This is a genomic window from Enterobacter cloacae complex sp. GF14B (assembly GCF_004136805.1).
Lineage (GTDB): Bacteria > Pseudomonadota > Gammaproteobacteria > Enterobacterales > Enterobacteriaceae > Enterobacter > Enterobacter hormaechei_C.
Window position 1 is genome coordinate 1 of record NZ_QFRV01000048.1, and the last position, 24,375, is coordinate 24,375.

20 protein-coding genes are annotated in these 24,375 nt (G+C 56.1%); 9 read left to right on the forward strand and 11 right to left on the reverse strand.

Annotation, left to right across the window (positions count from 1 at the left end):
• Together DD606_RS15820 and oqxB are read left to right on the forward strand one after the other, a co-directional pair.
• The coding region (locus tag DD606_RS15820) for an efflux RND transporter periplasmic adaptor subunit (protein ID WP_129258849.1) at positions 1-690 on the forward strand (690 nt) is incomplete at its 5' end.
• A 23-nt stretch (positions 691-713) separates the two neighbouring features.
• Positions 714-3,866 carry a multidrug efflux RND transporter permease subunit OqxB gene (oqxB, locus tag DD606_RS15825; RefSeq protein WP_129258851.1) on the forward strand — a complete coding sequence of 1,051 codons (3,153 nt, stop codon included), beginning with the start codon at positions 714-716 and terminating at the stop codon, positions 3,864-3,866.
• A gap of 66 nt (positions 3,867-3,932) precedes the next feature.
• Here the strand turns inward: oqxB and DD606_RS15830 are convergent, their stop codons facing one another.
• The 3 genes from DD606_RS15830 to DD606_RS15840 form a co-directional block, all read right to left on the reverse strand.
• Positions 3,933-4,412: an Rrf2 family transcriptional regulator gene (locus DD606_RS15830; protein ID WP_003860591.1), complete on the reverse strand. Its 480-nt coding sequence runs from the start codon at positions 4,410-4,412 to the stop codon at positions 3,933-3,935.
• Positions 4,413-4,579: 167 nt separating this feature from the next.
• Positions 4,580-5,968, reverse strand: coding sequence for a HAMP domain-containing sensor histidine kinase (locus tag DD606_RS15835; protein WP_129258853.1), 1,389 nt, complete (start codon positions 5,966-5,968; stop codon positions 4,580-4,582).
• Positions 5,968-6,645 (reverse strand): response regulator, encoded by a 678-nt coding sequence (locus DD606_RS15840; protein ID WP_022651566.1) that lies wholly within the window; start codon positions 6,643-6,645, stop codon positions 5,968-5,970. Before DD606_RS15840 ends, DD606_RS15835 begins: the two co-directional genes overlap by 1 nt.
• 203 nt (positions 6,646-6,848) lie before the next feature.
• On the opposite strand from DD606_RS15840, the gene DD606_RS15845 reads away from it, so the two are divergent.
• Positions 6,849-7,685 carry a MipA/OmpV family protein gene (locus DD606_RS15845; RefSeq protein WP_048208251.1) on the forward strand — a complete coding sequence of 279 codons (837 nt, stop codon included), beginning with the start codon at positions 6,849-6,851 and terminating at the stop codon, positions 7,683-7,685.
• Between the two features lie 128 nt (positions 7,686-7,813).
• Here DD606_RS15845 and DD606_RS15850 read toward each other — a convergent pair whose 3' ends face one another.
• The 3 genes from DD606_RS15850 to DD606_RS15860 are packed head-to-tail and all read right to left on the reverse strand — an operon-like array spanning position 7,814 to position 10,319.
• Positions 7,814-8,560: an alpha/beta fold hydrolase gene (locus DD606_RS15850; RefSeq protein ID WP_129258855.1), complete on the reverse strand. Its 747-nt coding sequence runs from the start codon at positions 8,558-8,560 to the stop codon at positions 7,814-7,816.
• A gap of 10 nt (positions 8,561-8,570) precedes the next feature.
• Positions 8,571-9,038, reverse strand: coding sequence for a DUF6130 family protein (locus tag DD606_RS15855; protein WP_129258857.1), 468 nt, complete (start codon positions 9,036-9,038; stop codon positions 8,571-8,573).
• 51 nt (positions 9,039-9,089) lie between these two features.
• Positions 9,090-10,319: an MFS transporter gene (locus tag DD606_RS15860; RefSeq protein ID WP_048240419.1), complete on the reverse strand. Its 1,230-nt coding sequence runs from the start codon at positions 10,317-10,319 to the stop codon at positions 9,090-9,092.
• 97 nt (positions 10,320-10,416) lie between these two features.
• Between DD606_RS15860 and DD606_RS15865 the strand changes: the two genes are divergently transcribed.
• A complete protein-coding gene (locus DD606_RS15865) occupies positions 10,417-11,307 on the forward strand; it encodes a LysR family transcriptional regulator (protein WP_032609815.1) in 891 nt (296 codons plus the stop codon).
• Here DD606_RS15865 and DD606_RS15870 read toward each other — a convergent pair.
• A complete protein-coding gene (locus DD606_RS15870; RefSeq protein WP_017383512.1) occupies positions 11,304-11,474 on the reverse strand; it encodes a YfgG family protein in 171 nt (56 codons plus the stop codon). The two genes, DD606_RS15865 and DD606_RS15870, sit on opposite strands and share 4 nt — an antisense overlap.
• A 368-nt stretch (positions 11,475-11,842) precedes the next feature.
• Here DD606_RS15870 and DD606_RS15875 point away from each other — a divergent pair, with 368 nt between their 5' ends.
• Positions 11,843-14,083: an EAL domain-containing protein gene (locus tag DD606_RS15875; protein ID WP_023314636.1), complete on the forward strand. Its 2,241-nt coding sequence runs from the start codon at positions 11,843-11,845 to the stop codon at positions 14,081-14,083.
• 4 nt (positions 14,084-14,087) lie between these two features.
• Here the strand turns inward: DD606_RS15875 and ppx are convergent, their stop codons facing one another.
• The 4 genes from ppx to purM form a co-directional block, all read right to left on the reverse strand.
• Positions 14,088-15,626 carry an exopolyphosphatase gene (ppx, locus tag DD606_RS15880; protein ID WP_003860570.1) on the reverse strand — a complete coding sequence of 513 codons (1,539 nt, stop codon included), beginning with the start codon at positions 15,624-15,626 and terminating at the stop codon, positions 14,088-14,090.
• Between the two features lie 3 nt (positions 15,627-15,629).
• Positions 15,630-17,690 (reverse strand): polyphosphate kinase 1, encoded by a 2,061-nt coding sequence (gene ppk1, locus DD606_RS15885; RefSeq protein WP_003860568.1) that lies wholly within the window; start codon positions 17,688-17,690, stop codon positions 15,630-15,632.
• A gap of 228 nt (positions 17,691-17,918) precedes the next feature.
• Positions 17,919-18,560, reverse strand: coding sequence for a phosphoribosylglycinamide formyltransferase (gene purN / locus DD606_RS15890; RefSeq protein ID WP_003860566.1), 642 nt, complete (start codon positions 18,558-18,560; stop codon positions 17,919-17,921).
• Positions 18,557-19,594: a phosphoribosylformylglycinamidine cyclo-ligase gene (purM, locus tag DD606_RS15895; protein ID WP_003860563.1), complete on the reverse strand. Its 1,038-nt coding sequence runs from the start codon at positions 19,592-19,594 to the stop codon at positions 18,557-18,559. The genes purN and purM overlap by 4 nt, the downstream gene beginning before the upstream one ends.
• Positions 19,595-19,859: 265 nt before the next feature.
• Between purM and DD606_RS15900 the strand changes: the two genes are divergently transcribed.
• The 4 genes from DD606_RS15900 to DD606_RS15915 all read left to right on the forward strand — a co-directional run bounded on the left by DD606_RS15900 (position 19,860) and on the right by DD606_RS15915 (position 24,304).
• Positions 19,860-21,290, forward strand: coding sequence for a 6-phospho-beta-glucosidase (locus DD606_RS15900; RefSeq protein ID WP_003860562.1), 1,431 nt, complete (start codon positions 19,860-19,862; stop codon positions 21,288-21,290).
• A gap of 217 nt (positions 21,291-21,507) precedes the next feature.
• Complete coding sequence (upp, locus tag DD606_RS15905; protein WP_129258859.1) at positions 21,508-22,134, forward strand: uracil phosphoribosyltransferase; 627 nt, start codon at positions 21,508-21,510, stop codon at positions 22,132-22,134.
• A gap of 82 nt (positions 22,135-22,216) precedes the next feature.
• Entirely contained in the window at positions 22,217-23,506 is a 1,290-nt protein-coding gene (gene uraA, locus DD606_RS15910) for a uracil permease (RefSeq protein ID WP_003860558.1), read from the forward strand.
• Positions 23,507-23,602: 96 nt separating this feature from the next.
• A complete protein-coding gene (locus DD606_RS15915; protein WP_211482948.1) occupies positions 23,603-24,304 on the forward strand; it encodes a DnaA inactivator Hda in 702 nt (233 codons plus the stop codon).
• Positions 24,305-24,375: the final 71 nt, after the last annotated feature.

The following is a 24,375-nucleotide window of genomic DNA, read 5'->3' on the forward strand; positions in this document are numbered from 1 at the left end:
CAGGCGGCGGTTGACGCAGCCCAGCTCAACCTGGACTTCACCAAAGTGACTGCGCCTATCGATGGTCGCGCCAGCCGGGCGCTGATCACCAGCGGGAACCTGGTGACTGCGGGCGATACCGCCAGCGTCCTCACCACGCTGGTCTCGCAGAAGACGGTGTACGTCTACTTTGACGTGGACGAGTCAACCTACCTTCACTATCAGAAACTGGCCCGCAGCGGGCAGGGGGCGTCCAGCAATCACACGGCGCTGCCGGTTGAGATTGGCCTGACGGGCGAGGAGGGCTATCCCCATCAGGGCAAAGTGGATTTCCTGGATAACCAGCTCACGCCGAGCACCGGGACCATCCGCATGCGCGCGCTGCTGGATAACTCACAGCGTCAGTTCACGCCGGGACTGTTTGCCCGCGTACGCCTGCCGGGCAGTGCGGAATTTAAAGCCACGCTTGTTGACGATAAGGCGGTGCTGACCGATCAGGATCGTAAATACGTCTATATCGTGGATAAAGACGGAAAAGCGCAGCGCCGCGACATCACGCCCGGGCGTCTGGCCGACGGTTTACGTATCGTACAGCAGGGGCTGAATCCCGGGGATAAAGTCATCGTCGATGGTTTACAAAAAGTGTTTATGCCGGGTATGCCGGTTAATGCAAAAACCGTTGCCATGACCGCCAGCGCCGCCCTCAACTGATCCCTTACCTGAGAATCCAATCCATGGACTTTTCCCGCTTTTTCATCGACAGGCCGATTTTTGCCGCCGTACTGTCGATTCTGATTTTTATCACAGGATTAATCGCCATCCCGCTGCTGCCGGTGAGCGAATACCCTGACGTCGTGCCGCCAAGCGTGCAGGTGCGCGCCGAGTATCCGGGCGCCAACCCGAAAGTGATTGCTGAGACCGTGGCAACACCGCTGGAAGAGGCGATCAACGGCGTTGAAAACATGATGTACATGAAATCCGTCGCGGGCTCGGACGGCGTGCTGGTGACCACCGTGACCTTCCGTCCGGGGACTGACCCGGATCAGGCGCAGGTTCAGGTGCAAAACCGCGTCGCGCAGGCCGAGGCGCGTCTGCCGGAAGACGTGCGGCGTTTGGGCATCACGACTCAGAAACAGTCGCCAACGCTGACGCTGGTGGTGCATCTGTTTTCGCCTGGTGGTAAGTACGATTCACTGTATATGCGTAACTACGCCACGCTGAAGGTGAAGGACGAGCTGGCGCGTCTGCCCGGCGTGGGTCAGATCCAGATTTTTGGCTCGGGTGAATACGCGATGCGCGTCTGGCTGGATCCGAACAAGGTGGCTGCCCGCGGTCTGACCGCTTCGGACGTAGTGACGGCGATGCAGGAGCAGAACGTGCAGGTCTCCGCCGGTCAGCTTGGCGCCGAGCCGCTGCCGAAAGAGAGCGACTTCCTGATCTCCATTAACGCCCAGGGCCGCCTGCATACCGAAGAAGAGTTTGGCAATATTGTCCTGAAAACAACGCAGGATGGTACGGTCGTCCGCCTGCGCGATGTGGCGCGGATTGAAATGGGTTCCGGGAGCTATGCCCTGCGTTCCCAGCTGAACAATAAAGATGCGGTCGGGATTGGTATCTTCCAGTCTCCTGGGGCGAACGCCATCGATCTGTCTAACGCGGTGCGCGCGAAAATGGACGAACTGTCGACGCGATTCCCGGACGATATGAAATGGGCGGCGCCTTACGACCCGACGGTATTTGTACGCGACTCGATCCGCGCGGTGGTGCAAACGCTGCTGGAAGCGGTGGTACTGGTCGTGCTGGTGGTGATCCTGTTCCTGCAAACATGGCGCGCGTCGATTATCCCGCTGATTGCGGTGCCGGTATCGGTAGTGGGTACCTTCAGTATTCTCTACCTGCTGGGCTTTTCGCTGAATACCCTGAGTCTGTTCGGGCTGGTGCTGGCGATTGGTATCGTAGTGGACGATGCCATCGTGGTGGTGGAAAACGTCGAACGAAATATCGAAGAGGGGCTCGCCCCACTTGCGGCAGCGCATCAGGCGATGCGTGAGGTGTCCGGGCCGATTATTGCCATTGCGCTGGTGCTCTGTGCGGTATTCGTTCCGATGGCGTTCCTCTCCGGCGTGACCGGTCAGTTTTACAAACAGTTTGCGGTAACGATAGCCATTTCCACGGTGATCTCCGCCATCAACTCGCTGACGCTCTCGCCAGCGCTGGCCGCGCTGCTGTTGAAGCCGCATGGCGCCCCGAAAGATTTCCCGACCCGGCTTATCGATCGTCTGTTCGGCTGGATTTTCCGTCCGTTTAACCGCTTTTTCCACCGCAGCTCGACTGGCTATCAGGGGCTGGTGAGCAAAACGCTCGGCCGACGCGGGGCGGTGTTTGTGGTTTATTTGCTGCTGCTTTGCGCTGCGGGGGTGATGTTTAAAGCCGTTCCCGGCGGGTTTATTCCGACGCAGGATAAGCTGTACCTGATTGGCGGCGTGAAAATGCCGGAAGGCTCGTCGCTGGCGCGTACCGATGCGGTGATCCGCAAAATGAGCGAAATCGGGATGAATACCGAAGGCGTGGATTATGCGGTCGCGTTTCCTGGCCTGAATGCGCTCCAGTTCACCAATACGCCGAACACCGGGACGGTCTTCTTTGGCCTGAAGCCGTTCGACCAGCGTAAACATTCCGCGGCGGAAATTAACGCGGAGATCAACGCGAAAATCGCGCAAATCCAGCAGGGCTTTGGCTTCTCGATTCTGCCGCCGCCGATTTTAGGGCTGGGTCAGGGGTCGGGCTATTCGCTGTACATACAGGATCGCGCTGGTCTGGGCTATGGCGCGCTGCAAAACGCGGTGAACACCATGTCCGGGGCGATTATGCAGACGCCGGGGATGCATTTCCCCATCTCAACCTACCAGGCTAACGTGCCGCAGTTGGACGTCCAGGTTGACCGCGATAAGGCGAAAGCGCAGGGCGTGTCGCTGACCGATCTCTTCGGGACGCTGCAAACCTATCTGGGCTCGTCGTACGTCAATGATTTCAACCAGTTCGGGCGTACCTGGCGCGTGATGGCGCAGGCCGACGGGCAGTTCCGCGACAGCGTGGAAGATATTGCGAATCTGCGTACCCGCAACAGCCAGGGCGAAATGGTGCCGATTGGCAGTATGGTGAACATCACGACCACCTACGGTCCGGACCCGGTGATCCGCTACAACGGCTACCCGGCGGCGGATCTGATTGGTGATGCCGACCCGCGCGTGCTCTCTTCCGCGCAGGCGATGACGCAGCTGGACGCTATGTCTAAGCAGATCCTGCCGAACGGGATGAATATTGAATGGACGGACCTGAGCTTCCAGCAGGCCACCCAGGGCAACACGGCGCTGATCGTCTTCCCGGTCGCAGTGCTGCTGGCGTTCCTGGTGCTGGCGGTGCTGTATGAAAGCTGGACGCTGCCGCTGGCGGTGATCCTCATCGTGCCGATGACGATGCTCTCCGCGCTGTTCGGCGTCTGGCTGACCGGGGGCGATAACAACGTCTTCGTGCAGGTAGGGCTGGTTGTGCTGATGGGGCTGGCCTGTAAAAACGCGATACTTATCGTGGAGTTTGCCCGCGAGCTGGAAATTCAGGGCAAAAGCATCATGGAGGCTGCGCTGGAGGCGTGCCGCCTGCGTTTACGCCCGATTGTAATGACTTCTATCGCCTTTATTGCCGGGACTATTCCACTGATCCTTGGTCACGGGGCAGGGGCAGAAGTGCGCGGCGTCACCGGGATCACCGTCTTCTCCGGGATGCTGGGCGTGACGCTGTTTGGTCTGTTCCTGACGCCGGTCTTTTACGTGACGCTGCGTAAGTTCGTGACGCGCGGCAAAGCGGAAAGAGAGGTGTTGCCTGCGTAGGACGTAGCAGATAGCAAAAAGCCGCCTTCACAATGAAGGCGGCTTTTTTTTCGCAGTCTGTCAGGATTAAGGCGCTTTTTTATGCTGCGTACAGAGTTCCGGCACCGGATCGCACCCGCTGGTATCGGCTTTTTTCACCTCTTCCAGCGCGCTGGCGACGGTATGGCGCGCTAAAACCGCTAACGAAGCCTGCTCCGCTTCATCAGCGATTGATTTGAAGTACCAGCAGGCGTTGGCGCTGACCACGCAGCGGGCCGGGACGTCAGGACGGGACGCCCACAGCTTTTTATCTTCAGTGACGGAAAGGTAGATATCACGCAGGGTAATCTCTTCCGCCGGGCGGCCAAGATGAATAGAGCCGTTGCGGCCAAGCGTGGAGACGATAATGCCGTCGCGGGCGAGAGGAACCATTAATTTGCGGATAAAGCTCGGATTCGCTTCCAGGCCGTAAGCCAGGATTGCACTCGTCGAACGTTCACCCGATTGCTCCGCCATCGCTACGCTGAGAACCATCTGCAAAGCTGTCGGGAAGCGGTAATCTAACATTTTTCTGTCCTGGGTTGCGGTGAATCTTGTTCTTTTTGGCACCGCAGAGGTGAATAATCAGTAAGTAACAATATAACAAATACGGTAATTTTATTGAAGCAATCTGCGGCATACGTGAAGTAACGCTGCGCTGACACATGTCAGGACGTGTAGCGCCGGGTTTACATTCATGCGAACGCCGGATTCGGGAAATCAACGGTCACCATAAGACCACCTTCGGCTGACGTACTCAGATTGACCCTGCCGTTGTGTTGCTGCGTAACGGCTTTGACGATGGCAAGCCCCAGTCCACTCCCGCTTTGGGTCTGATTAGGATCGCGGAAAAATCTGTCGAACACGCGCTCCCGTAGTTCAATCGGGATACCGGGGCCCGCGTCTGAGACGCGCAGCTGAGCGCACTTATCACGCGATTGCAGTTGTACCTCAATGCGTCCACCCTCAGGGCTGTACTTCACGGCATTCTCAATTAAATTGTCGATCAGCGACACCAGACGTTCCCGAATGCCTGCGACATGGATTTCATCGTCGGCGAAGAATTCAAACTCAATTCTGCGTCCGGACGCCAGCGGTTCCAGGGCAGCCATTCGCTCCTGAATAAGCGTTGTCAGCGGCACAGGCGACAACACCGTGCTGATGTGTGCTTCGCTGTGCATCATCAGCAGAAGCTGATTGACGAGACGCGCAGCACGGCTATTGCTGCGAACAATGCCCGCAAGCAGTTCCTGCTGGCTTTCGCTGATGACCCAGGACTGCAATGCCTCGACGTTGATCCGCATCGCGGCCAGAGGCGTACGCAGTTCGTGAGCGGCATCGGCAATAAACATTTTTTCCCTTTCGGCGCTTTCCCGCACCCTGGCCAGAAAGTCATTAATCGCGTCGACCGTCTGGCGAAGCTCCCTGTGTCGGGGGACGGCTTTTAAAGGCGAGAGATCGTCCGGCGTGCGCAATGAAATTTCATCTACCACCTTGTTCCAGGGGCGCATCGCGATGCGGATGGACAGCCACGCGGGGAACAGAAGAAAAGGGATGCATATCATCAGCGGCATGACGTAGTAGCCGCGCGAGTTCAGATAGATAAAGAAATTCCAGCTACCGGCAGGGGTAAAAAGGGTGACCTCCACGTCGGAGTGCGCGGATTTGAGGGTACGGCTTGTCCATGTATGGTCCTCACTCTGGACATGCTGCATGACCCCCAGACGGCTATTTTTTACCCCCGTTGGCGCACCATTCGAAGAAAAAATAATCTCGTTATTCTTGCGAACAATGAGGTTGATGGACAGCTCCGGGTCTTCACCGCCGCCATAGCCCTCCCGCAGCGCCTTGCTGAACGCTGCCAGCACGGCATCACGCGCCTGCGGGCGATCGTCCATGCTCTCTACCAGGGAAAAAACGGTTTCGTAAGTCTCACTGCCCGTCAGTATGGGAGGACTACGCAGGTCTTCCAGCAAAATGAAGGTTAAAAAGAGACACCAGAGCAACGTAAGCAGCAGCATCTGGGCGACCAGCATTCGCCTGACCAGTGTGGGAAGCCTGAGGTGGTGCCAAAAATTACGCATCAACCTGCCGCCTTCTGAACGGGTACGGTATCAATGACATACCCAACGCCTCTCACCGTTCGCACAAAGCCATCGCCAATTTTTCGCCGCAGGTTACCCATATGCACATCAAGTGCGTTGCTGAGGTTTTCTTTCGTGCCAAATAACCTTTCTTCCAGATACCGTCGCGTAAGCACGCGATCGGCGCGCAGCATTAACGTTTCAAGCAGCGCATATTCGCTTGCCGTCAGCTCAACGTGGCGTGCGCTCACCGTTACGCGACGCGTCGGAATATGAAGCGACAAACCGCGAATTTCTATTGCCTCATTTTCAAAACCGTAACTGCGCCGCGCAAGGGCTCTCACGCGCGCCAGCAGTTCGGCGAGAACAAAAGGTTTGACCAGATAATCGTCTGCGCCTGCATCCAGACCGCACAGGCGGTCCTGTAGCGTGCCTCGCGCCGTCAGGATGATGACGGGGACGCCCTTAAGCTGTTGACGCAGGCGCGTCATCAGGCTCATGCCATCGCCATCGGGCAGCCCCAGGTCTAGCAAAATAAGTTCCGGCACGCAGATCCCAAGCTGATGCAGCGCATCCTCTTTGCGGCGTACCCATATGACATCAAATCCTTGATCTGCAAGGGCGATACGTACGCCATTGCCGAGATCCAGGTCGTCTTCAATTAATAGAATTTTCACATTGGTAACTGTATCAACAGTGCATGAAGAACAACTGAAGAAAAAACGGTATCAGGAATTCTTCAGGGTTTACAGAACCTTCACTTGCTTCAGCATTTCTTCATTTACGGCTCATAAGAATCTTAAGGTGAGTATTCAGAATAAGCGCTCTGGCGTTTAACACCGCTTGTATCGCAATTATCTGAATCCAAAGGGCTTCTTTAATGAGAAACATCACACTGCGTCATAGTTTCCCCCGTTCACGCATCGGTCGCAGCATGAAAAGCATCTTGCCGGGGGCCGTCCTGGCGTTACTGGCTACCACGGCCCTGGCGGCAGATCAGCGCCAGGGCAACGTGTTAACCCTGGGAGGCGGCGTGGATGTTGCGCCACGCTATTCCGGTTCGGACAAGAGCCGGGTCTCTGCGGCTCAGGTGGTTGATTACGCGATGGCAAATGGTTTTTTTGTCAGCACCACGCGGGGGATCGGCTACGGCAACAGCTTTGGTAACCTGGACTACAATGCAGCGCTGAGCTATCGCGCTGGACGTAAGGATCGCGACGTAAGCAGCGATTCGATCGCCTCCGGCAGCGACGACCTGCGGGGAATGGGTGACATTAAAGGCTCAGCTATCGTTGTGCCAGGGCTGGGGTACAGGGTGACTGACTGGCTGACCGTGCAGTTGCAGGCAGAGGTTCCGGTTTCTGAGAGAGACAATGGTGAGGCTGTGCATTTCGGCATTGCCAGCCCGATCTATACATCTCCGAAAAATGCGTTAACGCTGGCGCTGACCGGTAGCTGGGGATCCAGTAAGTACGTGCAAACCTATTACGGGGTGAATGCCGCCCAGTCGGCCGCATCGGGTTTTGCCCGACACGATGCCGGATCGGGACTATATGCGTATTCGCTGAACCTGGACTGGACTCATAAGCTCACCTCCCGCTGGAGCCTGCTTGCCGCAGCTGGCGTTACGCAGCTGACGGGAGAGGCTGGCGATAGCCCAATTGTTCAGCGAAAAACGTCTCCTGTGGGAAGTTTGAAGGTGACGTACAGCTTCTGATGGTTAAGAGTGGGGGGAAGGCGCGTCTGTGAAAACCGCACATAACCCCGTTGCAGGAGCCAGAAGTGCATAAAGCCCGCAGGATGGCGTGGCCCGAAGTCGGACCGTTCATCATGCGGGCTTTTTTATCACTGTTGACCCGATAACGCCTGTTCAATCGTACGGGTAACGACGTCCGGCTGGCTGACCATCGATACATGGCTTGCCGCTACCTCCGTGGTGTTGGCGTTGATTTTCTTCGCCATTGCGCGCTCAAGCTCAGGATTGATCATCCGGTCATTTTTGCTGATCACATACCAGCTCGGTTTGTCATGCCAGGCGGCATGCGCGACTTTCTCCCCAAACGCATCGGCCTTAATAGGGCTTTGCGTCGCGGCAATCACGCTGCGCTCAACGTCCTTCACGTCAGGGGCAAAATTCTCGCTGACCGCTTTTGTCGGCAGATATAAATACCCCTCTGACGTTTTAGCGAGGCTGGCGCTCCCTGGCGGAGCAGGATAACTGTCTGCCAGATCTGCGGTCGACTGGCCGGAATCCGGCGCAAAAGCGGCAACGTAAACCAGAGACTTCACCCGCGCATAATTGCCCGCTTCGCTGCTTACCGACCCGCCCCAGGAGTGCACGACCAGCACAACGTCGCCATGAGCCCGGGCGATAGCACGCTGCGTGGCGGCGACATCATCTTTCAGAGACGTGAGCGGAAGTTGTACCGCAATGACCTCGGTATGGTGTTTTTGCAGCCGGGTAATCACCTTATTCCAGCTGCTGCCGTCGGCAAACGCCCCGTGCACCAGCACCACGCTGGCTTTCGTCTCTGCCAGCGCGCTGGTGGAAACCGCCAGCAGCGCCGCTGTTAATACAGACAATGCTTTCATAACAGGCTCCTTAAAAGTGGTGAACCGCCGCGTGTGGCGGCACGGTGAATTCAACGATTTTATGGTCGATGGGCTTATGCGTCGGGTCGGCAACGATGATGGTTACCTTGTGTTTCCCGGCGGGCAGCCCGACCAGGATCACCGGCTCGCCGCTGGTATCAGCCCAGTGCCAGGGCGCGTCATCCACCACAACGTGAATATGGCCGATACGCGGAGTGACTTTCAGCGCGTCGGGTCCAAATACAGGTTCAATGCGCAGGTTTTCGACGCGGTACTGAATAAAGACTGCACCTTTACTCAGCGGTCCCGCCAGCGGTGGGTCGACGATCAGTTTTGCTGGCGGCTGGGGTTTTTCCTGCGGCGCTACGGCGGCCGGGCCATTAACATCAGCAGCGCTCAGGCCATCTAACGGTGCGGCCAGTGCGCCAGCAAAGGACGTCAGCGCAAATACAGGAAGCAGGAAATATCGACGAATCATCTGTGTCTCTCCTCATCAGTTTATTATGGCGAGGGATACAGAAGACCATTTTTATGTATCGGGGATGTTTGCTTCTGCGGGCGTTTTGTACCGGTTTGTCAGCGTAGCGCTCGGGATACAGTGCGATACAGTTTGTTTGCCTGGGCTGCGCACGAGCGCCACTGCGAACCCCGCAATGACCAGCGTCAGTCCTGCGGAAACCCACATTCCGCCTGTTATACCCAGCGACTTATTCAGCCACGCATACGCAAACGGAGAGGCGGCTGCCATCAGTTGGCCTGGAATAAGCAGCAGCCCCGTGCGGCTGGCATAGCGCTCTGTACTAAACAGTTCCAGGGGTAGCGTCGCTTTGACGATAGTCACCAGCCCGTTAATGGCACCAAAGCCGAACACAAATCCGGCGGCACACCAGGCCAGCATGTCGCTGCTCAGTCCGATGAGAAAACAAAGCGGCATGGCGAGCGCAGTGAAAAGCGTCAGTTTTAGCGGAGTGAGGCGCGCCCCTGCCAGCACCTCCATAAGGCGCGCACCGGTCTGCCCCATTCCCCACAGCATGCCGACGGCGACCGGCAGGCCGAAGCTGGCGATAAATTCGGGAAGGTGTGTAGAGGTGCCGTTAGAGACGAAGGTGATGAGAGCAATGAAGGTTGCATAAAGCCAGCCATTACGCCTGTCAAGAGGGGAAACCTGCGTACATGCTTTGGGCTTGACCGTAAAGCGCTGGCGCGGGAAGCGCCGAAGAAGCAGGGCACTGAGCAGACCGAACAGGGCGTAGATCTTCAGCGCATCCTGCCAACCCATCACGTTCAGTAAGGCGTCTCCCAGCGGCCAAAAGACAGCGGACGCCAGCCCGCCTGCCAGGGTGACACGAGAGATTGTCCTGCGTGCCTGCGGTCCGTATAGGTTCACAAGAGCGGAGAAAAGCGCATCATACAGCGACAGGCGCATCCCGATGCCGGTCAGCAACCAGGCGCCATACCAGCCTGAAAGTGTGGGCGTAAAGGCCATTGACAGACAGCTTACGGCGATCAGCAAGGTCCCGCTCATTACCACCCTTTGTCCACCAAAACGCGCCAGCAGAGGAGCGACAAACGGCGAGACAATAGCCATAACCAGCATGGCCAGCGTCAGGCCAAGATAGATTTTGGGGGACGACCAGCTTCGGTCTGCTGTAATGGCATGAGCAAAGGTTCCCGGCATGTAAAAGGAGATCCCCCAGTTAATGAGTTGATTACATCCCGCAGTGAGCGCAAGACGGCGAGGGAGTGCAGGTGTTTCCATTATTTTTCATTCCGTTAGGCAGTTGTCCCGAGCATACAGGGCGCGGTATTGTGCTGGCAGAGCCGTATCCTTATTCACCCTATAAGAGAAACTTTGCATGACGACGCTCAATCTGGGACACCTCGCCACTTTTCGTCTGGTCGTTCAACGCGGCAGCTTTTCTGCGGCAGCAGATGTAATGGGTATTTCCCAGCCCGCCGTCAGCCTGCAAATACGCCAGCTGGAGCAGTTTCTTCAGACGCGGCTGATCGAACGTACGGGGCGTGGAATCAAAGCCACTGCTGCCGGTGAGGCGCTACGGGTGCACGGTGAACGTCTTGAACTGGCGGTTGAGGAGACAATTCGTTCGGTTAGCGCATTCAATCAGGAAGTGAGCGGCACCATCACGCTCGGCACGGGCGCGACGGCCTGTATTCATCTGCTTCCAGCGCTGTTGCAGCAGCTTCGTGAGGAGTATCCCCTGTTACGGATCGGAGTGACGACGGGAAATACGCCAGATATCGTCAGGGCGATTGAGGAGAATCGGCTGGATATGGGGCTGGTCACGCTACCGGCGAGCGGTCGTACGTTGGCGATTATGCACGCGATGGAGGAAGAGTTTGTCTGGATTGGCGCGCAGGTTCAGCCGGAAGAAGGGGAGCAGTTTACGCCAGACTCTTTATACGCTCAGCCGCTCATTGCGTTTGAGTCGGGCAGCGGTACGCGAACGTTGATTGACGGCTGGTTTGAAGCCCGCGGACTAGCCGTCTCACCGGTTATGCAGCTTGGCAGTATTGAGGCCATCAAACGCATGGTACGTGCAGGGCTGGGCTACAGTATTGTGCCGCGAATGGCGGTGGAGCATGCCGACGACCGGGAGGGATTACGCGTTCAATCGTTAACGCCCGTTCTGCGCCGGCAACTGGCGATAGTGATGCGTCAGGATAAGATCCTCAGCAAAGGGATGACGGTAATTATTCGGCTGTTACAGCGTGAACATGGACGTTAGCGCTCGGGCGAATCCACAACGAGGCCTGATTGCTGCGACTGAATTTTGTCCTGATGGTGATACCAGGCGCCAATGGAGGAATAAACAAAGCGGCCAAAGAAAAACAGGAAACTGATGAGCAGTATGATGCGGGTCATCCGGGTGTTAAATCGATGTCGTTTTCGCATACGCGTAGCCTGACTCACTTTCTTTTCCTGAGTATACCCTTTTGGGCGATACGGCTATTAAGGCACAGCCGCAAGTCTGGGTCAATTCGGCGAAATGTAAAATACCGTCAATGCTTACATTAATTTATGTTATTAAAAACAACGCTTTTATTTATCGCATTGATAATTACAGGAAAAATATTCAAAAAAAACGTAAGAAAGGTTTATTCAGATAAATTAATTTGATTTAGGTCAACCGCATCCCGTCGTTGATATTTAAAATCCCTCCTCCACTGTGCTTGCCAGGAATTTTCCGGGCAACGTGTACGTCAGGTTGGATGCCTGTCTTCCTTTACCCTCTGGAGCGCAAGGGTTGTAAACGAGCATCTATGAATATTCACCACATCCTGAAGCAAAATAAAGACCGCTGGTGGGCACTTCCTCTTATTTTACCCGTCGTGTTACTCCCGGTACTAAGTGTGGCTAATACCTTAACGCAGCTGGGTGACGGTATCGTTGCGCTCTATTATCTCCCGCTCTCTTTTCTGCTGGCGCTGATGTTGTTCTTTGGCCTGGAAGCCCTCCCCGGGGTGGTGGTATCGCTATTTTTACGTTATTACCCCTCCGTTGGGTTATTTGAAACCGTGGCTGGCATTCTGCATTTTATCGTTCCTCTGGTGCTCAGCTGGGGCGGTTATCGCGTATTTGCGCCCCGGCGCAATATGACCGCTTACGGTGACATACGTCTGATGGGGCAGCGTATTTTCTGGCAGGTGTTTTGTCCGGCAACGCTTTTTCTGGTGCTGTTTCAGTTTGCGGTTTATCTCGGCATTTATGAGAGCCGCCAGAGCCTCGCGGGACTAAATCCCCTCAATATTCGGACACTTATTAACTATCAGGGGCTACTGGTGAGCGGGCTGACGGGCGTGCCGCTAAGCTACCTGCTGATCCGCCTGATACGGCATCCGCGCTATATCAAGGGACTGATGTCCCAGCTCCGCGCGCAAATAGACAAAAAGGTGACGGCCGTTGAGTTTGTGGTGTGGTTTTTAGCCCTGGGCGGGTTGCTGGTCATGCTGCTGCTGCCCATGAATGCAAACAGTTCCATTTTCAGTACCAACTACACCTTGTCCCTGCTGATGCCCGTGATGCTCTGGGGGGCGATGCGCTTTGGCTACAAGCTGATGTCACTCATCTGGACGCCGGTCCTGCTGGTGTCGATTCACTTTTTTTATCACTACATTCCGGTGCAAGAGGGGTATGGCATTCAGCTGGCGATCACCTCATCCAGCTATCTGGTCTTTTCCTTCGTTGTGACGTACATGTCGATGCTGGCGACACGCCAGCGCGCCATCAATATTCGCTCCCGCAGTCAGGCTTTTCTCGATCCGGTGGTGCATATGCCCAACCTGCGGGCGCTGTCGCGCGAGCTGGCCAGTCATCCGTGGTCAGCGCTCTGTTTACTGCGCGTGCCCGAGCTGGAGGTACTGGGACGCAATTACGGCGTGATGCTGCGGATCCAGTATAAACAGCAGCTGGCGCAATGGATAAACGGCACTCTTCAGCCCAACGAGCGAGTCTATCACCTCACCGGGTATGACATGGCGGTGCGTCTGGATGCGGAGTCGCATCAACAGCGCATTGAGACGCTGGACGAGCATATCAAGCAGTTCGTTTTTGTCTGGGATGGTATGCCGGTACAGCCTCAGGTCGGCATAAGCTATTGCTATGTGCGCTCACCCGTCAATCACCTCTATCTGGTGCTGGGGGAGCTGGGCATCGTGGCCGATCTCTCCCTTTCTACCAACCACCCGGAAAATCTTCAGCAGCGCGGGGCTGTTCACTTGCAGCGTAGCCTGAAAGATAAGGTCGCGATGATGAGCCGTTTACAGGCCGCGCTGGAGCAGGACGCTTTTACCCTGCTGGTTCAACCCGTTCGCGGGCTGCGCGGCGATTGTTATCACGAGGTGCTGCTGCGAATGCGTGATGATAATGGGGCGCTGATCTTTCCCGAACAGTTCCTGCCCATAGCACAGGAATTTGGTTTATCGTCGCGTGTCGATTTATGGGTACTGGAGCGTACGTTGAGTTTCCTGGCACAGCACCGCCAGCGGTTGCCGGGCCAGCGCTTTGCGATCAACCTCGCACCTTCTACCGTCTACCGGGCGCAGTTCCCGCTTGAAGTGAGCCGCCTGTTAGCCAAATACGCCGTTGAAGCATGGCAGTTGATCTTTGAAGTGACCGAAAGCAGCGCCTTTGGTCATGCGGATCTGGCGGCGTCTACCCTCAGGAAATTACAAAAAATGGGCATCCGGATCGCCATTGATGATTTTGGCACCGGCTACGCCAGCTATGCGCGGTTAAAAAGCGTGGACGCCGACATCCTCAAAATCGACGGCGGTTTTATTCGCAATATTGTCAGCAACAGCCTGGATTACCAGATTGTGGCTTCTATTTGCCATCTGGCCCGGATGAAGAAAATGCTGGTGGTGGCGGAATATGTGGAAACAGAAGAGATACGTAGCGCGGTGCACGCGCTAGGTATCGATTATGTGCAGGGTTATTTGATTGGGTTGCCGGCTGAGCTTGATACGTTGCTCGACACGGAGCCTTCTCAGGAGAGCGCCTGAGCCGTTACGCTGCCGCCTCTGAACTCTCTTCTTCAATCTTCAACAGCCAGCCGGTGACCGCTTCCCAGTACTGCTGCTCTTTTTCCAGATCCAGCAGTACCAGCGCGTTCTGGCTGAACCAGTCGTGCGGGAAGCTCAGCGTCCAGTGATAGTCATCCGTTTTTAGCTTCAGCGTCGGCGGCGTGGTGGTCGCCTGTCGCTGATTATTGAGCAATACGCCCAGGCGCAACAGCTGAATGAGCGGCAGGAACTGCTTTTTCTTAAACAACGTAAAGCGCGGCAGATCGTCGAGCTTGATGGCTTTGCGGTGATAGCGGACCAGCGTCGCCATCATGGTTTGCTGCTCCTGGTTGAAGCCAGGCAGATCGCTGTTTTGCAGAATATAGGCTGAATGGCGATGCATTCCGCTGTGGTTAATGTTCAGCCCCACCTCGTGCAGCATAGCGGCCCATTTTAACAGCGCGGCCAGCTGCGGATGCGCCAGCTTAGGATTTTGCTCCTCCCACTGCTCGTACATCTGCACCGTGGTTTCGAGAACGCGCTTCGCCTGTTCACGGTCGATGTTGTACTGGTTGGCCAGGCTCTGCGCGGTACGGCTGCGAATATCCTGATGACGGAAACGTCCTTCCATCTCATACAGCACGCCTTCACGCAGGGCGCCGTCAGAGAGGCGCAGTTCTTTGATCGCCAGCGCGTCAAACACGCCGCAGAGGATCGCCAGCCCCGGTACGAACACGGCTTTACGTTCGTCGGACAGACCCGGCAAACTCAGGGCGTCGAAGCTCTTATGCTTAAGCACCTCTTCGGTGAGTTTCACCAGGCGCTCAGGCGTAATAAACCCGTCTTTTTCACCCATCGCCAGCAGCACTTCATGGGCCGCTTTAATCGACCCTGATGCGCCCAGCGCCACGTTCCAGCCCTGAATACGGTATTGCCAGGCCAGATTTTCCAGTTTTTGTACGGCGGCCATGCGCGCGCGCTGGAAGTTTTCGCGGGTGATGACGCCGCCCGGGAAATACATCTGCGCGAAGCTGACGCAGCCCATACGGCGGCTTTCCACCAGACGCGGCTCGAAGTCTTCGCCAATCACCAGTTCCGTGGAGCCACCGCCGATATCAATCACCAGCTTGCGGCCTTTTTCCGGCTGCGTATGCTCCACGCCCATAAAAATCAGGCGCGCTTCTTCGTTACCGGAGATGATCTCAATCGGGTAGGGGATAACCTTTTCCGCGCGCTTAAGAAATTCCGGCGCGTTCAGCGCCTGGCGTAGCGTATGCGTTCCAACGATGCAGACGCTGGACGGTGAAAAGCCTTGCAGACGTTCTGCGAACAGCGACAGGCAGTTCAGCCCGCGCTCCATAGCCTCTTCGCTCAGCATGTTACGCGCGTCGAGACCATCGGCCAGATGCACACGCTGCTTCAGACGACCGATGATCTGCATCGCGCCATCCACCTCGCGGGCGATGACCATATGGAAACTGTTTGAGCCAAGATCGACCGCAGCGAACTCCTGCGGGCGTGGGGTATTATCGTTTATTGGCATAGGTTAATCGGGTTGCTCAAGTGATTTAATGTAATCGTAAATCGCCAGCTGCGAGCGCACTTTACGGCGATTGCCGCGCGGTACATAGCGATTACTGAGTTCTTTGTCGATATAACGTGCTTTCACCGTATCGCTGAACAGGATCTCGATAATGTCCAGGATACGCTGCTTCAGGCGAGGATCCAGCAGCGGTGCCGCTACTTCAATACGGTAATCAATGTTACGCGTCATCCAGTCGGCGGACGAGAGGTATACGCGCTTATCACCGGCGTTATCGAAAATATAGACGCGATCGTGTTCAAGATAGCGATCCACAATGCTGATCACGCGGATGTTATCGCTAATGCCTTCCAGTTCCGGAATGAGCGAGCACATGCCGCGAATGAGCAGATTTACCGGAACGCCAGAACTGGAGGCCGCGTACAGGCGGTCCACCAGCCCTTTGTCCACCAGATTGTTGAGCTTCAGCGTGATGCCGGACGACAAGCCGTTCTGCGCATTGGCAATCTCTTTGTCGATCATATCGTACAGCAGGCGCCGTGAGTTCTGCGGTGACACCAGCAGATAATCGAAGCTCACCGGGCGGTACGGGTTCTCAATGAAGTTGAACACCCGACGCACTTCGTTGGTGATGCGGGCATCGGCAGTCAGCAGCGAATAGTCGGTGTAGATTCTCGCGGTTTTCTCGTTAAAGTTCCCGGTACCGATATGGGCGTAGCGCACCACCTCGTCACCCTCTTTACGGGAGATCAGGAACAGCTTGGCGTGAATTTTCAGCCCCGGCGCGGAGAAGATGACGTGCACGCCCGCTTCCGTCAGTCGGCGCGCCCAGTGGATGTTGGCCTCTTCGTCGAAGCGAGCCTGGAGCTCAACTACCACGGTCACTTTCTTGCCGTTGTGCGCCGCGTGGATCATCGCATCGATGATGCGGGAATCTTTCGCCACGCGATAAATATTGATTTTAATCGCCAGCACGTTCGGATCGAATGAGGCCTGACGCAGCAATTCCAGCACGTGCTCAAAGGTATGATACGGATAGTAGAGCAGTACATCCCGTTCGCGGATGGCGTCGAACCCGTTGCGGAACTTATCGAACCAGATATGGCGCAGGCGCGGCAGCGGTTTGTTCACCAGATTGGCTTTGCCGACGTTCGGGAAGCCAATGAAATCTTTAAAGTTGTGGTAACGCCCGCCGGGAATAATGGAGTCGTAGCGGGAGATGGTCAGCTTATCGCGCAGCATCTCCACCATTGCGTCCGGCATATCACGCTGATAGACAAACCGCACTGGCTCCGCCGTCAGGCGCTGCTTGAGGCTGGAAGACATCAGCTCCATCAGGCTGGCCTCCATCTCATGCACCAGATCGTACTCGGCGTCACGGGTCATCTTCATCGAGTAGGCGTTGAGCGCGTCGTAATCGAAGAAGCCTTTGAAGATATCGTCCAGGCAGTAGCGCAGGATGTTATCCAGCAGGATCATCGGCTTACGTCGGCGCGGGGTTTCCGGCGGCAGGTTTACAAAGCGTGGGACTTTATCAGACGGTATTTCCAGCAGCGCGTAGTTAATGGTCTCACCACGAATGATTTCTACCGCCAGATAGGTGTAGTCATCTTTCAGGAACTGCACCAGATCGGTTTCACGGTTGATCAGAATCGGGGTGATATGCTGGCGCAGATAATGTTTAAAATAGTGGCGCAGCCAGTTTTGCTGATTCGCGGAGAGCTGGCGTTCGTTGATCAGGAAGATTTGGTTGCGTGCCATTTCCAGCAGCAGCTCGTTATAGAGGCCATCAAATTCCTGATCGGCTTTCATGACGCGAGACTGGATTTTTCCAAGCAGATGTCGCGAGTGGGAGTTTAAGCCCTGTTCTTCGCTGATGATGATTCGGCGTTTCAGTTCGGCGAAGCGAACCTTGTAGAACTCATCCAGATTGTTGGAATAGATGCCTAAAAAACGCATACGTTCAATCAGCGGGTTGGTTTTATCGGCCGCTTCCTGAAGTACACGTTCGTTGAATGCTAACCAGCTTAGCTCTTTCTCGATGTATAACTTTTCCTGACCCATTACAGCTCACACTCCAGTTCAATCACAGGACGTGGTAAATCCGTCTCGTCCTTATTATGGCGAGCATTTCCACGATATGTCCAACAGTGCCAGAAAAGTATGACAGTTATTTTTTTATTGGGGAATTTAGAGGGTTGGGGGAGGGGATGTCGGGTGGCGCTGCGCTTACCACGACCTACGGGACCGTAGGCCCGTGCAAGCGAAGCGCCGCCGGGCAATTCAAACAGACTACTCTTCGGCAGCATAACCCTGCGGGGGCAACTTCACTCCGTCCAGCCAGGCTGCGCCGTCGCGCATCTCAAGACGGCCGTCAACAAACCAGCTTACCACCAGCGGATAAATGGCGTGTTCCTGAGCCTGTACACGTTCGGTCACGTCGTCTTCGTTGTCACCGTCAAAGACCGGTACTTTTGCCTGCAAAATGACCGGACCGCCGTCCAGCTCGTCGGTAACGAAATGCACGGAGGTACCATGCTCCTCATCGCCGTTCTCCAGCACCTGACGATGGGTGTGCAGACCGGGGTATTTTGGTAGCAGGGAAGGGTGGATATTGAGCAGTCGTCCGGCGTAGTGTGCAACAAAAGCCGGGCTCAGGATGCGCATGTAGCCTGCCAGCACCACCACGTCAGGCGCGTAGGCGTCAATCTCCTGCACCAGCTCACGGTCAAAGGCTTCACGCCCGGCGAACTGGCTGGCTTCCAGCGCGTGCGCAGGAATGTTCGCTTCCCGCGCGCGCTCAAGGCCGAATGCATCGGCCTTGTTGCTGAATACTGCCCGAATGGTGCCATTGATTTTCTTCTGTTTGCAGGCGTCTATGATTGCCTGCAAATTGCTTCCGTTGCCGGAAATGAGCACCACGATGTTTTTCATTCAATGACCACACGCTGTTCGGAATCGGAAGCTTTAATCGTACCGATTTTCCACGCGTTTTCACCTTTTTCTGTCAGCAGCTTAATCGCTTTATCCGCTTCGCTGGCGGGCAGGGCGATAACCATGCCCACGCCGCAGTTAAAGGTGCGGTACATTTCATGCTCGCTCACGTTGCCTGCGGTTTGCAGCCAGTTGAAGACGGACGGCCACTGCCATGAGGAGGCGTCGATCACCGCCTGGGTATTATCCGGCAGCACGCGCGGAATGTTTTCCCAGAAGCCGCCGCCGGTAAGGTGAGCGATGGCGTGCACGTCAACGTTCTCAATCAGCTCCAGCACGTTTTTCACGTAGATGCGGGTCGGGGCCAGCAGGTGATCGGCCAGCGGTTTGCCGTCCAGCTCGGTGGTCAGCGGGTCGCAACCGCTCACTTCGAGGATCTTACGCACCAGAGAGTAGCCGTTGGAGTGCGGACCGCTGGAGGCCAGCGCAACCAGCACATCGCCGTCAGCCACTTTGCTGCCGTCGATAATTTCTGATTTTTCTACCACGCCGACGCAGAAGCCTGCGACGTCATAATCTTCACCGTGATACATGCCAGGCATTTCTGCGGTTTCACCGCCGACCAGCGCACAGCCGGATTGCAGGCAGCCTTCGGCGATACCGTTAATGACGCTGGCTGCGGTATCCACGTCCAGCTTGCCGGTCGCGTAGTAATCCAGGAAGAACAGCGGCTCAGCGCCCTGTACCACCAGGTCGTTGACGCACATCGCCACCAGATCGATACCAATCGTATCGTGACGCTTAAGATCCATCGCCAGGCGCAGTTTTGTACCGACACCATCCGTACCCGAGACCAGCACAGGTTCACGATATTTTTGCGGCAGCGCGCACAGTGCGCCGAATCCACCCAGGCCACCCATCACTTCCGGGCGGCGGGTTTTTTTCACCACACCTTTGATTCGGTCAACCAGCGCATTACCTGCGTCAATATCAACACCGGCATCTTTGTAGCTGAGAGAAGTTTTGTTGGTCACGGCTTAAATCCCCACGCGATTGCATAGCTAGTAAGAAAAATCGGCGCAATTCTAACAGTCCAGGCAAACGTTTGCGAGCCTATTCTCGGCGTGGGGATCTTTTTTTCTGTGCGGCCTGTACAGGGCAACAAACTTGACTCTGTTCACGAAAATGAAACCGGTTTCGGCGATCTGCTTGCAACGGCAATCCCCTTTGCACATCATCAAACTGAAACCGGTTTCTGTAACTGTTTTGCAGAAAATAACGCAGAATGAGGGATAGCGAATGTCAGGATTTAAAGCAGGTTTTCTGTGGGGTGGGGCCGTTGCGGCGCACCAGCTTGAAGGCGGCTGGAAAGAGGGCGGCAAGGGCGTGAGCGTTGCCGATGTCATGACGGCAGGTGCCCATGGGGTACCGCGTGAAATCACCAACGGCGTGATGGAGGGGAAAAATTACCCAAACCACGAAGCCATCGACTTCTATCACCGCTATAAAGAAGACATCAAACTCTTTGCCGAAATGGGGTTCAAATGCTTTCGCACCTCCATCGCCTGGACGCGTATCTTCCCGAAAGGCGACGAGCTGGAGCCGAACGAAGCGGGACTCCAATTCTATGACGATCTGTTCGACGAGTGCCTGAAGCACGGCATCGAGCCGGTGATCACGCTTTCCCACTTCGAGATGCCTTTCCACCTGGTGACGGAATACGGCGGCTGGCGCAACCGTAAGCTGATCGACTTCTTTGTCCGCTTCGCGAAGGTCGTTTTTGAGCGCTACCAGCATAAAGTGAAGTACTGGATGACCTTTAACGAGATCAACAACCAGGCCAACTTCCACGAAGACTTTGCGCCGTTTACCAACTCCGGGCTGAAATATGCGCCGGGAGAAGATCGCGAGCCGGTGATGTTCCAGGCGGCGCACTATGAGCTGGTGGCCAGTGCTCTGGCGGTGAAGGCGGGGCGCGAGATCAACCCGTCACTGCAAATCGGCTGCATGATTGCCATGTGCCCCATCTATCCGCTGACCTGTGCCCCGGACGACATGATGATGGCGATGAACGCCATGCATCGCCGCTACTGGTTCACCGACGTTCACGTGCGCGGCAAGTATCCGCAGCATCTGCTCAACTACTTTGAACGTCGCGGCTTCGCGCTGGATATTACCGAAGAAGATAAAGTGGCGCTGACGCAGGGCTGCGTGGATTACATCGGGTTCAGCTACTACATGTCTTTCGCTACCAAAGCGACGGCGGATAATCCGACGCTGGATTACGACGAGAGCAAGAGCCTGGTTTCTAACCCGTACGTGCAGAAATCGGACTGGGGCTGGCAGATCGATCCTGTCGGGCTGCGCTACTCCCTGAACTGGTTCTGGGATCACTATCAGCTGCCGCTGTTTATTGTGGAAAACGGTTTTGGCGCGATCGACGTGCAGGAGAGCGACGGCACGGTGAACGACCAGTACCGCATCGACTACCTTTCCGCCCACATCCGCGAGATGAAAAAAGCGGTGGTGGAAGACGGCGTGGATCTGATGGGCTACACGCCGTGGGGCTGTATCGACCTGGTCTCTGCCGGCACCGGCGAGATGAAGAAACGCTACGGCTTTATCTTTGTCGATAAAGATAACGAAGGTAACGGTACGCTGAACCGCAGCAAGAAGAAATCGTTCGACTGGTATAAGCAGGTGATTGCCAGCAACGGAGAGCAGCTATAATTGCCCGGTGGCGCTGTGCTTACCGGGCCTACGGGATGTCCAGGCCGGGTAAGCGTTAGCGCCACCCGGCAGAATCCCGCCCCCCAAGCCGGAGCCTCGCCTCCGGCTTTTTTGTTTTTGATTGATATACGTCAAGCAAGATGGGTATGGCGCAATCCGAAAAAAGCGGTATAATCCCGCGATTTTTTTGCGGATGCCACCTCAGAGGAGAAAGAGAATGAAGATTGTGGAAGTGAAACACCCACTCGTTAAACACAAGTTGGGCCTGATGCGTGAGCATGACATCAGCACGAAGCGTTTTCGCGAACTGGCTTCTGAAGTGGGTAGCCTGCTGACCTACGAAGCGACCGCTGATCTGGAAACGGAAAAAGTGACCATCGAAGGCTGGAACGGCCCGGTACAGGTTGAGCAGATCAAAGGTAAAAAAATTACCGTGGTGCCAATCCTGCGTGCGGGTCTGGGCATGATGGAAGGCGTGCTGGAGCACGTCCCAAGCGCGCGTATCAGCGTGGTGGGTATCTACCGTAACGAAGAGACGCTTGAGCCGGTCCCGTACTTCCAGAAGCTGGTCTCTAACATCGATGAGCGTATGGCGCTGGTGGTTGACCCGATGCTCGCGACCGGCGGTTCGATGATAGCCACCATCGACCTGCTGAAAAAAGCGGGATGCAGCAGCATCAAAGTGCTGGTACTGGTTGCGGCGCCGGAAGGTATCGCGGCGCTGGAAAAAGCGCACCCGGACGTTGAACTCTATACCGCGTCTGTCGACCAGGGACTGAACGAGCACGGGTACATCATCCCGGGGCTCGGCGATGCCGGCGATAAGATTTTTGGTACTAAATAATCGAATAACGATAAAGAAGCCGACTTTGATAGTCGGCTTTTTTTTGAATAAAAACCAACAATGACACTCAGAGGAAAACACTATGACGCGCCGTGCTATCGGGGTGAGTGAAAGACCGCCGCTTTTACAGACAATCCCGCTTAGTTTGCAGCACCTGTTCGCCATGTTTGGCGCAACCGTGCTGGTGCCAATCCTGTTTCACATTAACCCGGCTACCGTGCTGCTGTTTAACGGCATCGGTACGCTGCTTTACCTCTTCATCTGTAAAGGCAAAATCCCGGCCTATCTCGGGTCGAGCTTCGCGTTTATCTCCCCGGTACTGCTGTTGCTGCCGCTGGGTTATGAGGTCGCGCTGGGCGGCTTCATCATGTGCGGCGTGCTGTTCTGCCTGGTCTCCTTCATCGTGAAGAAAGCCGGTACCGGCTGGCTGGACGTGATGTTCCCGCCTGCGGCAATGGGGGCCATCGTTGCCGTCATCGGCCTGGAGCTGGCGGGCGTGGCGGCGAACATGGCTGGGCTGCTGCCTGCGGACGGTCAGTCACCGGATTCTAAAACCATTATTATTTCGCTGGTGACGCTGGGCGTGACGGTATTCGGTTCCGTCCTCTTCCGCGGCTTTATGGCGATTATCCCGATCCTGATCGGCGTGCTGGCGGGTTACGCGCTCTCCTTCGTGATGGGCGTTGTGGATACCACCCCGATTGCCGAGGCGCACTGGTTCGCGCTGCCAACCTTCTACACCCCGCGCTTTGAATGGTTCGCCATTTTCACCATTCTGCCTGCCGCGCTGGTGGTGATTGCTGAGCACGTCGGCCACCTGGTGGTGACGGCGAACATCGTGAAGCGCGACCTGATCCGCGACCCGGGCCTGCATCGCTCCATGTTTGCCAACGGTTTCTCCACCATCATCTCTGGTTTCTTCGGCTCCACGCCAAACACGACTTACGGTGAGAATATCGGCGTAATGGCGATCACCCGCGTCTACAGCACCTGGGTTATCGGCGGCGCGGCGATCATCGCCATTCTGCTCTCCTGCGTTGGTAAACTGGCGGCAGCGATCCAGATTATCCCGGTGCCGGTGATGGGCGGCGTTTCTCTGCTGCTGTACGGGGTGATCGGTGCCTCCGGTATTCGCGTGCTGATTGAATCCAAAGTGGATTACAGCAAGGCGCAGAACCTGATCCTGACCTCCGTTATCCTGATTATCGGCGTGAGCGGCGCGAAGGTGCACATCGGCGCGGCAGAGCTGAAGGGTATGGCGCTGGCGACCATCGTCGGCGTCGGCCTGAGCCTGATTTTCAAGCTGATCTCGGTGATCCGCCCGGAAGAGGTGGTGCTGGACGCGGACGACAGCGAAAAAGCGCCACATTGATCGTCATGCCGGGCGAAGGATCGCCCGGTTCTCTCCTTGCAGGTTCCGTGTTAAACTCCATTCCGATTTTATGTAAGATCTCTGGTTGAGGTATTTCTGAACGGACCGGCACAGCTCTCTCTGCCACTTTATCTCCCTGACGATGAAACTTTCGCGAGTTTCTGGCCGGGTGATAACCCCTCTTTACTGGCTGCACTGCAAAACGTGCTGCGCCAGGAACACAGCGGATACATCTATATCTGGTCACGCGAAGGCGCGGGACGCAGCCACCTGCTGCATGCCGCCTGTGCGGAGCTTTCGGCGCGCGGTGACGCGGTAGGCTATGTGCCGCTGGATAAACGCACCTGGTTTGTGCCTGAGGTGCTGGAGGGCATGGAACATCTCTCCCTGGTCTGCATCGATAATATCGAATGCGTGGCGGGGGACGAACCGTGGGAAATGGCGATCTTTAACCTCTACAACCGCATTCTGGAGTCGGGCAAAACCCGGCTGCTGATCACCGGCGATCGTCCGCCGCGCCAGCTCAATCTGGGGCTGCCGGATCTGGCCTCTCGTCTGGACTGGGGGCAAATCTACAAGCTGCAACCGCTGTCGGATGAAGACAAACTCCAGGCACTTCAGTTGCGCGCCAGACTGCGCGGATTTGAACTGCCGGAAGACGTAGGGCGCTTCCTGCTCAAGCGTCTGGATCGGGAGATGCGCACGCTCTTTGATACGCTCGATCAGCTCGATCGCGCCTCCATCACCGCCCAGCGCAAGCTGACCATTCCGTTTGTGAAAGATATTCTTAAGCTTTGAGTTTTTTGCCCGGTGGCGCTGCGCTTACCGGGCCTACGAAAACCCGTCATACCTTGCAGGCCGGGTAAGGC